Annotated in this window: 8 protein-coding genes; 6 read left to right on the plus strand and 2 right to left on the minus strand. The window is 65.0% G+C overall.

Annotated features, from left to right (window positions below; genetic code table 11):
* Nucleotides 1–88: 88 nt before the first annotated feature.
* Nucleotides 89–1792, minus strand: a complete 1704-nt coding sequence (locus E8L03_RS10445; RefSeq protein WP_171267307.1) for a hypothetical protein — start codon at nt 1790–1792, stop codon at nt 89–91.
* Complete coding sequence (locus tag E8L03_RS10450) at nt 1783–4875, minus strand: PEP/pyruvate-binding domain-containing protein (protein WP_171267308.1); 3093 nt, start codon at nt 4873–4875, stop codon at nt 1783–1785. Before E8L03_RS10450 ends, E8L03_RS10445 begins: the two co-directional genes overlap by 10 nt.
* Before the next feature lie 310 nt (nt 4876–5185).
* Between E8L03_RS10450 and pyk the strand changes: the two genes are divergently transcribed.
* The 6 genes from pyk (at nt 5186) to E8L03_RS10480 (ending at nt 14413) form a co-directional block, all read left to right on the plus strand.
* Complete coding sequence (pyk, locus tag E8L03_RS10455; protein ID WP_144306067.1) at nt 5186–6607, plus strand: pyruvate kinase; 1422 nt, start codon at nt 5186–5188, stop codon at nt 6605–6607.
* Nucleotides 6608–6619: 12 nt separating this feature from the next.
* The gene (locus E8L03_RS10460) at nt 6620–7075 is read left to right on the plus strand and encodes a 4Fe-4S binding protein (RefSeq protein ID WP_144306002.1); all 456 of its coding nucleotides are present in this window, start codon (nt 6620–6622) and stop codon (nt 7073–7075) included.
* Between the two features lie 2 nt (nt 7076–7077).
* Nucleotides 7078–8829: an aldehyde ferredoxin oxidoreductase N-terminal domain-containing protein gene (locus E8L03_RS10465; protein WP_171267309.1), complete on the plus strand. Its 1752-nt coding sequence runs from the start codon at nt 7078–7080 to the stop codon at nt 8827–8829.
* A gap of 58 nt (nt 8830–8887) precedes the next feature.
* Nucleotides 8888–10252 carry a YhjD/YihY/BrkB family envelope integrity protein gene (locus tag E8L03_RS10470; protein ID WP_171267310.1) on the plus strand — a complete coding sequence of 455 codons (1365 nt, stop codon included), beginning with the start codon at nt 8888–8890 and terminating at the stop codon, nt 10250–10252.
* Nucleotides 10253–10337: 85 nt separating this feature from the next.
* Nucleotides 10338–13112, plus strand: a complete 2775-nt coding sequence (locus E8L03_RS10475) for an AMP-binding protein (RefSeq protein ID WP_171267311.1) — start codon at nt 10338–10340, stop codon at nt 13110–13112.
* A complete protein-coding gene (locus tag E8L03_RS10480) occupies nt 13109–14413 on the plus strand; it encodes an MFS transporter (RefSeq protein ID WP_244963716.1) in 1305 nt (434 codons plus the stop codon). Before E8L03_RS10475 ends, E8L03_RS10480 begins: the two co-directional genes overlap by 4 nt.
* Nucleotides 14414–14495 lie beyond the last annotated feature (82 nt).

The raw sequence follows: 14495 nt of genomic DNA on the forward strand, positions 1-14495 counted from the left end.
AGGTTGGCAAGACCCGCTCCGTCATTTTTCATACGGAACGGGTCTTGATTGGATGGCATTTGCGACGTTAACCGCCGCCTGTCAACAATTATTGCAAAAAGAGCTTTTTCCTGTCCGGATTGTAACCCCAGCCTACATTCCTGAGCTCGCGGTTGAACTCAAACCCGGCGGCGCTCTCAAAGTTGTCCGGCTTGAGCAGGTAGAACTGCAGCTTGTCGCCGCCGTGGTAGTCCGGCTCGAAGAGCTTCAGATTCTCGTACGTCTTGCCGGCCACGGCCTTTCTGCCCACAAAATGGCCGTCGCGGACCTTGGGGAAGCTGATTGAGCCGTCCTGGTTCCACTCGAAGACGCCCTTGCCGTACAGCCAGGGGTAGTACGCCTCGCGGGTGTTTTCCACGCGAATCTCCACCGGATCGCGGTCACCGGCGCAGCGGTAGGCCATGTAGTACTTGATGCCCATGACCTCCGGCGTGCCGTCGCCGTCGATATCGTAGACGTCGAAGTACGCGGGGTTGTTCCGGAAGGTCGGCAGCCCTTCGGCCTTGCTGGCCACGGAGGGCAGGATGTTGCGGAACTCGCCCATGAGGTCCGACGGCAGCCTCGTGCAGCCGTGGGAGACCGGGCCGCGGCTGCAGACCCAGAACTGCCCGGCCTGCTTGCCTTCGCGCTCCGTCTTCACGTTCTTCCACTCCGGCGGGATGAAGCTCTTGCCCACGGGAACGCGCACGCCGTCGTTGTGGAAGGCGTTGTAGTAGTAGCTGCCCGCGTGCTGGTACGGCAGCATGGTGATGAAGCCGTAGCCCGGGTTTTTGGAAAGGTAGTCCACCATGCCGAGCTGGCTTTTGCTCTGGTTTTTGCCGTAGTCGCGGGGAACGAGCGGCCAGACCCCGGTGACCGGGTAGTTGGGGATGCGGTTGCCGTCCACGGTGGTGTAGCTGTCGTGGGTGCCGGCCGGATAGATGGTGGTGTACTCCCAGACGTCGATGCGGCCGTCCTGCACCGGGTATAGCTTGCCTGCCGCGGCAGTGAGCAACGGCATCACGCCGTCGGCGTTCTGCGCGGACAATGCGGACGAGAGCGCCTGCTCCAGCTCGGGCGTCATCTCCGTGTGCCACAGCCTGGTGGGGATGATGTCGTTGACCAGGGCAAGCTTGTCGCCCATATCAGCCGGCTGCGCGCCCTTGTGCCGCTCCAGCCAGCCGGAGCACAGCCCGGCGGCGTTGAGCTCGATATGCCACACTTGGTCCGGGTTCAGCGTGCTCATCAGCTCCAGGCTCTTGCGGCGGTACTCGGCCGGGTCCATGGACTGCTTCGAGCTTGCCAGCTCCCGTGCGCCGTTGTCGGCCAGCTTCTTCTGGAACCGCTCCCAGCTCTTGTTCATATAGAGCTGGATGATGTCCTTCTGCACAAGCTCGGCAATCATGTCCTCGCGGGTGATCAGGTCCTGCGGGTAGTTGTCGATGAGCTCATCGTCCATGACCACGGTGATGCGCACCTGATTGCCCCGGCCCAGGTGGACGTGCACGTTGTCCGCCCGCTGGGTGCGCGGCGCATAGCCCGTATAGAAGGACGGCGCGTACCAGACGAACCAGATGCCGGGCTTGCCGATGGGCTGCCAGACGCCATCGGCCCAGGCCTGCGCGGCCAGTCCGAGAAGCGCCGTGACAAGCGCGAGGGTTACGGCGGCCTGCCTGAGTAGTGCTAGGGATTTGACGCCATGACGACCGAGGCGTCTCTTTCGTTCTGGTTTGCCGGAATAAAATAGCATCTGCGAGACCATTCTTACTGCCATGAGAGAGTCTCCTTAAGAGAAAACGGCGTGTTCTCCCGTTTGGTGAGGTCGTCGTCCAGGGCGGCCAGGGCGGGCAGGTTCCTGATGTCGGAGTTGCCCACGAACGGACGCGCCTGAAACAAGGACAGCTTGCCGTCCACGAATCCGAACTCGATATCCCAGGGGAGCCGGCGGCCGTCGGAGGACGTGGCCGGCTCAAACTTTTCGTCAATGGTTCTGGCTGCTTTTGTGACCGCGACGAGCTCCTTGCCGCTCAGCACCCATTCGTTACCCGTGGATGGGGCCATGTACGAACCACCATCCCTGGAGAGCAGCCGCCGGTACGGCGACTTGAACTGGCTGAGAAGCCGCACCGCGCCCTCCTCCACCAGCAGGGTCTCTGCCGGGGAGCCGTCCACCGTGCCGCCCACGCCTTCGGCCGTGGCCACGGTCATGGCGTTCCGGTCCCCGGTGGTCACGTCCGCCGTGACCAGCACGCCGGACTTCTGCGAGGGCACGGCCTCCATCAGCACCAGGGAGGGGTAGACCAGCTCCGGGTTGCTGATGACCGACTGCCGCCAGGAAAAAGAGCGGAAGGTGAAAGGCGAGGCCCAGACCTTCTTGATGCCCTCCAGCACGCCGTCAAAGGTGCGGATGTTGAAGAGCGTGAGGTTGAGGCCCGCGCCGTTGAAGTTGGGCAGGTCCTCCACGTTGGTGTCCGAGCGCACGAAGATGCCGGTGGGCGAGTTGCCGCTGGCGTCGATGAGCCCTGCCTTTTCCAGGGATTTGCGCAGCTCCCGCACGAAGCCGGGGTCCAGGCGGATGGACTCTATGGAGTGACGGATCACGTCGAGCCGCGGCTTGATCCAGTTGGCGAGATCTTCCTGCGAGAGGCTGGGATCGGTCAGCATCTCGCCGAAGTACGTATCGTAGACACCGCGCACGTAAATCTTCAGCGGCATGTTTTTAGGGACCCGCACGCCGGCGTCCGGCGGCGCAGTGACCTCGGCCTTGCCAAAGTTCTCGGCATACACCCCGAACGGCAGCACCACGGCGCGGGCTACATTATCCGGAAAAAAATGGCGCAGTTCCCCGAGAAACGCGGCCTTGGGACCGCAGAACACGCCGGAGTCCTTGCGCCGCACCTCGCTCAGGGGCAAGGGCTCGTCCACGGACAGGTCCAGCCGGTTCGCGTCGATGCTCAGCACGGATGTCCGGCGGCCGCTCCCGTCCTCCCCCCGGCGCTTTTCGTTGCGGCGGTACTCCTCCAGGATGGTCCGGTCCTCGCTGTCCATCTGCGCTTCCAGCTTGAGCACCACCCGGCCTTTGGGCGAGATGGCGTAAAACATGGTGGAGCCGTCCAGCCCGTGGAGCCGGTTCCAGGCCTCGCCACGGAACACGGCGTTGGGAACGCCCAGCGCCCTGGCCAGAAGCTGCACGTGGGACACGGCGTTGCCCTCGTCGCGGGTGATGATGCCGGCCACCGGGTCCAGCTTCTCGCTGGTGGACTCCAGCGCCAGGATAGTGTCGCGCGAGTAAGCCCGCCCTTCCTTGAAGAACTCGAATGTCCCGTACGCCAGGCCCGGGTTCAGGGGCCGCACCCCGCCGCTCATGCGCTGGCCCAGAATCATGTGGCTCATGCCCATGGCCTCCTGCACGTCGCCGGTCAGTGCGTTGGTCAGCCGGGCGTAGACAAAGAGGGGCGAGGAGCGGATGACGTCGTCCGGAAAGCGCGCAACCTCCGGGAACACGGCGACCCACGCGCCCAGCACATCGCCGAACTCGCCGCGGATGGTCGACTGCGCCCACTCCACGAGCCGCCCTGCGCGGTCCAGCCCGCGGGAGAAATCACCGACTGTCAGCGACTCCCGCGCCAACAGCTCGCCGAAGATGCGCTGGGCCTCAGCATGCTCCCGCGAAGAGATGAGCCCGGCGCCATAGCCGCCGTCGGCCAAGGCCTCCATGAGCTCCAGAGTCTCGCGCACGGTGTGCCGGGATTTACCCGTGGATTTTTCCTGGGTCATAGCCAGGGCCTCGGCCGTGAGCACGCCGTTGGCGGCCACCGCCAGGTTCACCAGGCGCACGGCCTGCTCCGGCGCGATGTTGCCCGGAGCCACCGCGCTGCGGCAGGCGGCCACGAGCTTGCCCAGCGCTCCGGCCCTGGAGATGCCGGCCGGCGCGGCCAGGGCCTGCTTGAGCAGGGTCTGCACCATGGGCGAGGCGACGCCCTGGCCGTACCGGGCCAGGGAACCCACATCCACGGAGGTGAGCCTGCGCAGGGCGTCCTTCAGCTGCTCGAAGCGCTGCTGCTGGCCTGCCTGGGGATGGCTGCGCTGAAAGTCCTCGATTACGGGCACCAGGCCCGGCGACATCTGATTGTGGATGAGGTCGCGCAGGGGCTTGAAGTCCTCGTAGCTGTTGCGGATGGCCGAGGAGATGTTGCGCACCTGGTGGATGGCGCTCTCGTCGCCGCCCAGGAAGAACCGCCGTTGCAGCTCGTACTGCACCAGGTAGTTGGTGAAGTCCTTCCAGCCCGGCATGGCGTAGTATCTGGCGAAGAACTGCGGGGCGTAGCGCGCCTCGAACTCCGCGCCGGAGATGCCCCCCGTGGACTTGAACACGGTGAGCGGCTTGTCCGGGTTGGTGTTCATGTAGTAGCGCTCGAGAATGAACCCCTTGGCGATCTTGTCGTGGTCCTGCTGCGCGTCCCAGGTGTAGACCTCGTTGGCAAAGATGTTGGCCACCCACAGGCCGTACTTCTCGCCCATCTCCTGGGCCAGGTCGGTGCGGTAGGCCGAGCAGAAGAGCTCGCCCGCGCCGTAGACCAACGCGCAGGGATCGGCGCGCACGTTGAGATCCTTGTCCGCCACCGGAGCGCGCTCGCCGTTGGTGCAGGTACAGTAGTTGATGGTGTACGGTCCCTTGAAGGTGGACCGAACCTGGGCCCAGTGCTTCTTGAGCGATGCGAGCTGCCCGGTGTCCAGCCCGCCGTCTTCTGCGGCAAGGGATGACGCCGGTGCAAGGGTGAGGCCGGCGGCCAGGGCAACGAGCATCGCCAGGGATATGAGTGTGCGGAACGGCGTGGACCGCCAGGAATCCGGCATATGAATGAGCACCTCGTGTGTCATGTTTTTTGGCATATACCGGTCAACTCGCGTATCAAACCTTGCGTTGCGGCCGGCAATGGGCACCATTCGGGATTATCTTTTACTATGACACCTCTTACAGAATATGCAAGCCGCGTCGAATATTTCGCATCACGATACAGTGTATCCCTGCCCTGACTTCAATTCGCCGTATTTTCCATAATATCCCGGCCCGTGTGGACTTGGGAAACGAAAGCCGATATCTTGAGCAATTGTCGAACCCTTTATAGAACCCAGGCACAGGAGAAACCCAGCCATGCTGCTCGACATGCGTACGAAAATCGTCGCAACCATCGGACCGGCGTCCAATAACAAGGAAACCATCAAAGCCATGGCCACCCATGGCGTGCGAGTTTTCCGGCTGAACTTCTCCCATGGTGACGCCGCCTCCTTCGCCCCGGTCATCCGCTATATCCGCGAGGTGGAGCAGGAGATGGACCACCCGCTGACCATCATGGGCGATCTGTGCGGACCCAAGACCCGCATCGGAGCCATCGAAAACTCCCCGCTGACCATCCACCAGGACGAGCATTCTTTCCTCGGCCTGCCGGGGATGCGCGAAAAGTCCGGCGACGGCGTGTTCATCCCCCTGGACGTGCCCGAGCTGCTGGAGGACCTGGAGCCCGGCATGCAGGTCACCTTGTCCGACGGCCTGCTGCAGTACGAAGTCACCCGCGTCATTGAGACCAACAAGCTGTATGAGCTGCGCGCCCTGGCCGGCGGACCGCTCACCTCGCGCAAAGGCATCGCCTTTCCCGGCAAGCGCCACCGCCTGCCCGCGCTCACGGACAAGGATCGCGTCGACCTCAGGGCCGGTGTGGACGCAGGAGTGGACGCTCTGGCCATCAGCTTCGTGCAGGGGCCAGAGGATATCGAGGACGCCCTGCGCGAGCTCAAGGCCCACGGCAAGACCGTCCCTCTGGTGGCCAAGCTGGAACGCCGCAACGCCGTGGACACACTGGACGACATCCTGAAGCTGGCCGATGCGGTGATGGTCGCCCGTGGCGACCTGGGCCTGGAGTGCCCCCTGAGCGAGGTGCCCATCATCCAGAAACGCATCATCCGCGCCGCTCGCCACGCCCAGAAGGCCTCCATTGTGGCCACGCAGATGCTGCTCTCCATGGTCCGCAACCCCATCCCCACTCGGGCGGAAGCCACGGACGTGGCCAACGCCATACTCGACGGAGCCGACTGCGTGATGCTCTCCGAGGAAACTGCGGCCGGCGAGCACCCGGTTGCCGCGGTCAAGTTCATCGACGAGGTGGCCAAGCACGCGGAGCAGTACTTCCGGGAGCGGCTCAAGCAGCCCTACTTCCCGGCGGACGCGTCGTCCTCGGCCAAGTACCTGGCCTACTCCGCGGCGCTCATCGCCCAGAACTCCGGCGCACGGGCCATCGCCTCGCACTCGCAGCTGGGCTCCACGGCGCGGCTCATCTCCAGCCGCCGGCCGGCGCACATGGTCTACGCCGTCACGCCGGAGCAGCAGGTGGCGCGGTACCTCAACTACTTCTGGGGCATCCGGCCCGTGTACTTCCCGGGCAACGGCCGCGACCACGTGGACCGCGTGGAGGAGTTCATCCAGTCGTGCGACGAGTTCCGCCCCGGCGACCGCGTCGTCATTACCTCGGGCCAGCCCACGCCGGGCCAGAAGTCCACATCAACCAACGAAATAAAGATTTACACGAAGTAAGGACGTACCCCCATGAAAGTACTGCTCGCCAACCGCATGGAGCGATGCATAGGATGCCATTCCTGCTCGCTGGCCTGCGCGCGGCAAGTTCACAAGCGGTTCTCCTGGTCCATGGCCGGAATCCGCATCCATTCGTCCGGCGGCATGACCACCGGATTCGAGGCCAAGCTCTGCGTGGCCTGCAACCCGGCCCCATGCGCCCTGGCCTGCCCCACCGACGCCCTGACCCAGCGCAACGGCGGCGGCGTGAAGGTCAAGCACTCCCTGTGCATCAGGTGCGGGGCCTGCGCCGAGGCCTGCCCGGTGGAGGCCATCTACCTGGGCGAGGGTCTGCCGTATCTGTGCATTCATTGCGGCCGCTGCGTGCCGTTTTGCCCGCAGGGCTGCCTGGAGCTCGCTGACGAACCGGAACGGGAAGCCGCCCTGGCGCCAGAGAGCTACACCATGGGCCACATGGAGGAGAAGTAGCCATGTGGACCAAAGAGCATTTCCGCGTCCTGCATGTGGACCTCACGGCGCGCAAGTCAAAGGTTCTGGAGTTCGGCAGCCCGGTGGACGTGCTGGGCGGCTCCGGCCTGGCCGCCGCCTTGTACGAGGAGTACGGCCTGCCGACCGAGCCGGCGCACCATCCAGACCAGCCCCTGATCTTCGCCATCGGCCCGCTCACCGGCAGCTTTCCGCTGATGAGCAAGGTGGTCTGCGCCTTCAAGTCGCCCTATCACGAGCAATACGCCGAAAGCCACGCCGGCGGCCGCATGGCCCTTGCCCTGCGTTTTGCCGGCTACCACGCGCTGATGATCACCGGCCGAGCGTCCACCCTCTCTGTGCTGCACGTAGGCTCACGCGCCATGAACATCGTGGACGTGCACTACCTGCGCGGCAAGGACGTCTTCTCCACAGGCAAGCTGCTGCGCACGCTGACCCGCAGCTCCGACTCCCGCGGCCACCGCTCCATCATCCGCATCGGCCCGGCCGGCGAGAAGCTCTCCAGCTATGCCTGCATCAACGTGGATACATACCGCCACTTTGGCCGGCTGGGCGCCGGCGCCGTGATGGGCAACAAGAACCTCAAGGCCGTTGCCGTAGAGGGTGACGCGGACTTCGATCTGCCCGCCGGCACGAACTACGCCAAGCTGTACAAAGACTTCTTCCAACAGGTCACGGCCACGGACATGATGCGCAAGTACCACGACCTGGGTACGCCGCAGAACATCATTCCGCTCAACGAGCTGAAGTCCCTGCCGTGGCGCAACCTGCAGGCCACCAGCGACAAGGCCGTGGACAAGATATCCGGCGAAACCTTTGCCGAGGAACTGCTGCTGCGCCAGACCGCGTGCTCCGGCTGCCCGGTGGGTTGCATCCACATCGGCCTGCTGCGCCAGCAGTTCGCCAAGGACCACGAGTTCCTCTACCGCCAGGTGAGCTACGACTACGAACCCATCTTCGCCATGGGCTCCATGCTGGGGCTGGATACGGCTTCCAACGTGCTGGTGCTGCTAGAAGAGACGGAGAAAGTGGGCCTGGACGTGATGAGCGCCGGCGTTGCCCTGGCCTGGGCCACGGAAGCGCTGGAAAAGGGCGTTATCTCCCAGGAGGAGACTCTGGTGCCGCTCAAGTTCGGCGACGTCATGGGCTATGCCCAGGCCATCCGCCATCTGGGGTTCGCCGACAACGAGTTCTACAAGACTCTGGCCCAGGGCTCGCTGGTCGCCGCGGCCAAATACGGCGGCGAGGACTTCGCCTGCGTGCTCGGCCAGGAGATGGCCGGCTACGCCACCGGCGAGGTCTACTTCGTGTCCCAGGCCACGTCCTTCCGCCACTCGCACCTGGACACCGGCGCGTACTCCTACGACCAGAAGCGCAAGGACCAGAACGCCGAGGCCGCAATCGACTTCCTGGTGGAGGACGAGCGGGGCCGCCTGGAGCTGTGCTCCATGGTCTCGTGCCTCTTCGCCCGGTCCGTATACAAGCAGGAGGCGCTGCAGGAGGCGCTTGCTTCTCTGGAGCTTACCGAGATGGCCGACAACCTGGCCCAGGCATCGACCAACGTGCAGCAGAAACGCTGGAAGCTGAAGATCGCCACCGGGTTCGACCCGGACAAGGTGAAGATACCCAAACGATTTACCGAGGTGGAAACCTGGCGCGGCAAGATCGACATGGACTTCATGCGCGATGTGCAGCAACGCTACGCCACTGCCGTGAAAAAGCTCGCGGCTTCGTGACCCTGAGCCGAAATCCGCCCGCCGGTCCGCGCCGGCCGGCGGCCACCACGAGACGCCCATGCCCAAAGGTCTTGTCTCACGCAACCTGCTCCGCGCCGAACGCTTCATCCGCTATGATATGTGGTCGCGCGACACCACGGAGGACTCGCGCTGGAAACGCGCCGCCATCGCCACCCTCAAGTGGCTGATCATCCTCTTTGACGGCGTGAACAAGGACAAGCTCTTCCTGCGCGCCTCGGCTCTCACCTACACCACCATCCTCTCCATCGTGCCCTTCCTGGCCGTGGCCTTCTCCGTATTGAAGGGCCTGGGCTTCCAGAACACGACCTATATCCGCGAGATCCTGCTGGAGGTGGCCGCCGGCCGCGAGCAGATCGTGGACACGATCATCGAGTACATCAACAAGACCAACGTGAGCACGCTGGGCGCCGTGGGCACGGGCTTTCTTTTCTTTACGGTCATCAGCCTGCTCTCCAACATCGAGAACTCCTTCAATCTCATCTGGGGGGCCAAGCGCGCCCGGCCCATCGGCCGCAAGATCGCCGACTACGTCTCTGTGAGCCTCGTCTTCCCGGTGCTTATCGTGGTGGCCATCAGCGTGACCGCCACCCTGCAGAACAACGAGTTCGTCCAGTCCATCCTCTCCTACTCGATCATGAGCAGGCTCTACCTGCTCTTCCTCAAGGCGCTGCCGTACTTCGCCGTCTGGGCGGCTCTCGCGTTCCTCTACAGCTTCTTCCCCAACACCAAGGTGCGGCTCCTGCCCAGCCTGATGGGCGCGGTCCTGGCCGGCACCATCTGGCAGATCGCCCAATGGTTCTACGTAGAGTTCCAGGTGGGCGTGGCGCGCTCCAACGCCATCTACGGCAGCTTTGCCCAGCTTCCCATCTTCCTGGTCTGGCTCTACGCCAGCTGGGTCATTGTGCTGCTGGGCGCGGAGATGTGCTTCACCTTCCAGAACTTCCGCCTCCAGGACAAGGAATCCAAGTACGAGACCCTTTCCGAGGAGGAGCGCCAGCGCGTGGGCCTCGCCCTGCTCATCGCCCTTGCCCAGAACTTCCTGTCCAAGGACAAGCCGCCCAGCATGCGCGACCTTGCCGACAGGCTGGAGCTGCCGCGCTTTCTGGTGGAGGAGATCCTCTACATCCTGGTGGAGGCCGGGTACGTGGGCCGGCTCGAAAACGGCTCCGACGAGACCGTGAGCCTCATCAAGTCCCCGGACAACATCAGGATACAGGATGTTGTTGACTATTTTACCCGACGCAACTACGCCGGCAGCGACGAGGCCGTGCACGAGAAGTTCCCGAACCTCATGGATGCGTTCACCTCTCTGCACGGTTGCCTTGCCGAAAGCGAGCACAACGTGACGCTGAAGGAGCTCGCCGCCATGCACAGCGAGTCCACCGCGAAGAACGCCGGCTGAGATCGATCCGGCCGGCCCGTTCCGCTCCGCCCGTACTCTCGCACTCCATACTCTTTCGCCACACGCGCCCAAGGAGCCAGACGCAGTGACCCGAACGCTTGCCACCATGCAGGAGCTCGTGCAGGCCATGCCGCACTACGGAGAGACCGAGGCCATTCTCGCATTCGGCGAGGACGACTCCACCTCCGTGAGCTACAACGAATTCGCCGCCCGCGTGGACGCCCTGTCCCGCGGCCTGCGCGCCGCCGGCGCCGTGGAAGGAACGCACGTCGCCCTGCTGGCCCCCACCCGCTGGGAAACCCTGGCTGCCGTGCTGGCCGTCATGTCCTGCGGCGCCACGGCCATGCCCGTGGACATGCAGTTCGGCGAGATGCAGCTTCTCCACGTTTTGTCCGACGCCAAGCCGATCATGGCCGTGTGCGTGGAGGAATCCGCCGCGCACCTCGACGCTCTGGAGCTGGAAAACCCGCCGCGCATCCTGCGGCTCGATGTTCCGGAAGACCACCCGGACTCCTTCTTCGCCCTGGCCGACGAAAATGCTCCTGAGCCTCCCCATATCCAGCCGGAGGATACGGCCGCCCTCTTCTACACCTCCGGCACCACTGGCCCGCCCAAGGGCGTGCCCCTGACCCACGCCAACCTCGCCTTCCAGATGAACGCCGTGGCCCACACCGGCCTCATCGGTCCGGGTGACCGGCTGCTGCTGCCGCTGCCGCTCCACCACGTCTACCCCTTTGTCATCGGCATCTTTGCGCCGTTCTCCCTGGGGCTGACCACTGTGCTGCCCGGCGCGTTCACCGGGCCGCAGCTCGTACGCGCCATGAGCGAAGGCGGCGTCACCGTGGTCATCGGCGTGCCCCGGCTCTACGCCGCGCTCATCTCCGGCGTAGAAGCCCGCGTGCGCGAGCGCGGCATCATTGCCAAGGCCATGTTCGACAAGCTCCTGGCCCTCTCCATCTGGACGCGGGAAAAGACCGGCGTCTACCTCGGCAAGGTGCTCTTCAAGTCTCTGCACGAGCGCTTCGGCAAGAACGTGCGCATCACAGCCTCGGGCGGCTCGGCCCTGGACCCCCAGCTCGCAAAAACCATGGAAGGCCTGGGCTGGCGCGTGGCCATCGGCTACGGCCTCACCGAAACCTCGCCCATTCTCGCCATCAACCGGCCCGGCGCCGGCCGGCTGGATACCGTGGGCCAGGCCATTCCGGGCGTGACCCTGCGCATAGTGCCCATGGGCGCGCAGGAGGACGACGAGGAGCAGTCCGGCAAGAACACCGACGCCCAGGGCGAGGTGCACGCCAGCGGCCCCGGCGTGTTCCACGGCTACCGCGATCTGCCCGAGAAGACCGAGGAAGCGCTCTACACCGACGAGGACGGCACGCTCTGGTTCCGTACTGGCGACCTCGGCTCCATCGAGGACGACGGCTTTCTCAAGCTCTTTGGCCGCGCCTCCACCCTGATCGTCACCCAGGGCGGGGAGAACGTGCAGCCCGAGCCCATCGAGTCCGCCCTGGACGAGCACCCGGCCATTGCCGAGTCCGGCGTGCTGGAGCATGACGGCAAGCTCGCCGCCGTGCTGGTGCCCGAGGAAAAGGAAGTGCGCGCCATGCGCTCCGACCCCATGGAGGTTATGCGCGAGGCCGTGACCGTGGTTTCCCGCTCGCTGCCCTCGTACATGCGGCCCACGGAGCTGGCCCTCTCGCGCGAGCCCATCCCCCGTACGCGCCTGGGCAAGATCCGCCGCCATCTGCTGGTGGAGCTGTTCGAGCGCGCCCGCGCCGGCGAGGCGGACAAGGAGCCGGAGTCCCAGCAGCCCATGGCCTACGAAAAGATGACGCTGGAGGACCAGGCCCTGCTCGACGATCCGGCCGCACGTAAGGTCTGGAATCATCTGGCCGAGAAGCACCCCCCCGCCGGCCTCAAGCCGGACACGCACCTGCAAATCGAGCTCGGCGTGGACTCCCTGGAGTGGCTCACCCTGACGCTGGAGATACGCTCACTGACCGGCATCGAGCTTTCCGAGGAGGACTCCGCCAGGGTGGAGACCGTGCGCGACCTGTTGACCGTGGTGAAGGAAGGCGAGGTGAACGGTGGGGCCGTCATGGGTGCGGCGCCGGCCCGGCGCGAGAACCCCGTGACCAACCCGGACGCCTATCTGACCGATGAGGACAAGCAGTACCTGGAACCCATCAAGCCCTGGCAACGCTGGATTGCGCGGTTCATGTTCCACTTCGTGGGCTCCCTGTTCAAGATATTCTTCCGGCTGGAGGTCCGCGGCCTGGAGAACCTCAAAACCTGCGGCCAGTGCGTGGTTACGCCCAACCACGTGAGCTACCTCGACCCATTCGCCGTGATCTCGGCCATGAACTTTCGCACCTTCCTGCGCTTCCAGTTCGCGGCCTGGACCGGCGCGGCCTTCGCCAACCGCTTCAACAGCTTCTTTGCGCGCCTGGCCCGCGCCGTGCCCATCGACCCGGACCGCGGCGTGGCCACCTCCCTGGCCCTGGGCTCCGCCGTCCTGGCAGAGGGCTCGTCCATGGTCTGGTTCCCGGAGGGCGTGCGCTCCCGCACCGGCCAGATGCGCGAGTTCCGCCCCGGCCTGGGCCTGCTGCTCAAGCAGCATGGCGTGGCCATGATCCCCACCTACGTGGACGGCACGCGGGAGGCCATGCCCGTGGGACGCTTCCTCCCCAAACGCGCCAAGATCACCGTGGTCTTCGGCGCGCCCGTGAGCACGGCCGAGCTGCTGGCCAACGCGCCCAACGGCAGCACGCCCATCCAGGAGCGCATCATGAGCGGCCTGCGCGATCGCGTGGCCGCCCTGGGCAAGGCGTTGCATGACGAGCGCGGAGACAACGCGTGAGCCGGTACGCCACCCGGAAGGAGATGGTCGCCTGGGCGCTGTACGACTGCTCCAACAACGGCTTCGTCACCCCCATCCAGACCTTCATCTTCGCCGCGTACTTCACCAAGGCCGTGGCCGAGAACCCGGCTATCGGCTCGGCCATGTGGGGCAACATGATCAGCCTGGCCGGGCTGGTCGTGGCCCTGGGCGGACCGCTGCTCGGAGCCGTGGCCGACCGCGCCGGCCGGCGCAAACCATGGATCGGCGTCTTCACCGCCCTGTGCATCGCGGCCACGTTCAGCCTCTGGTTCGTCAAGCCGGACCCGGCCTTCGCCATGCTGGCCCTCGTGGGCGTGTGCATCGGCACCATCGGCTCGGAGTACGCGCTGATCTTCTACAACACCATGCTCTCGGACCTGGTGCCCAACGAGCGCACCGGCCGGTGGTCCGGCTGGGGCTGGGCATCCGGCTACATCGGCGGCCTCGCCTGCCTGCTGCTCGCCTTCTTCCTGCTCGTGGGGGACAACCCGCTCATCCCTATAGGCACGGGGGACGCGGCCAATGTACGCGCCACGGTCTTTCTGGCCGGAGGCTGGTACCTCATCTTTGCGCTACCGCTCTTCCTGTTCACGCCGGACACCCCGGCCACGGGCACACCGCTTATTCAGGCCGCCGGCCAGGGGCTTACGCAACTCAAGGAGTCCTTCTCCCACGTGCGGCGCTACAAGCACATCGTGCGCTTTCTCATCGCCCGCATGATCTATAACGATGGCCTGGCCACCACCTTCGCATTCGGCGGCATCTACGCGGCCGGAGTCTTCGGCATGAGCGCCAAAGAGGTGCTGATCTTCGGCATTGTCCTCAACGTGGCTGCCGGGCTGGGCGCCTTCGCCTTTGCCTGGGTGGATGACTGGATCGGTCCCAAGCCCACCATCCTGCTCTCCCTCGTGGGGCTGCTCGTGCCGGGCACCATCATGCTCTTCATCACGTCCAAGCTCTGGTTCCTCGTGGTGGGCTGCGTGCTCGGCCTGTTCTTCGGCCCGGTGCAGTCGGCCAGCCGCTCCTACCTGGCGCGCACCGCACCGCCCGAGCTGCGCAGCCAGTTCTTCGGGCTCTTCGCCCTGTCCGGCAAGCTCACGTCCTTTGCAGGCCCGCTCCTGGTGGGCTGGCTCACGTATCTTTCGGGCAGCCAGCGGGTGGGCATGTCCACGGTCATCTTCCTCTTTTTCGCCGGCGGGGTTATGATGCTTACAGTGCCCACGGCCGCGCACGTCCGCGAGGAAGTTGCCGAGGGAAACCCGGCCGACTCCCCGCAATAATTACGCGGACTGATCACGCGGTCTGATTGCGGCCGGTATCGAGCTGAATTTTGCGGACGGACGTTTCAACCACGGAGCCGCC

The organism is Oceanidesulfovibrio marinus (assembly GCF_013085545.1).
Taxonomy (GTDB): domain Bacteria; phylum Desulfobacterota; class Desulfovibrionia; order Desulfovibrionales; family Desulfovibrionaceae; genus Oceanidesulfovibrio; species Oceanidesulfovibrio marinus.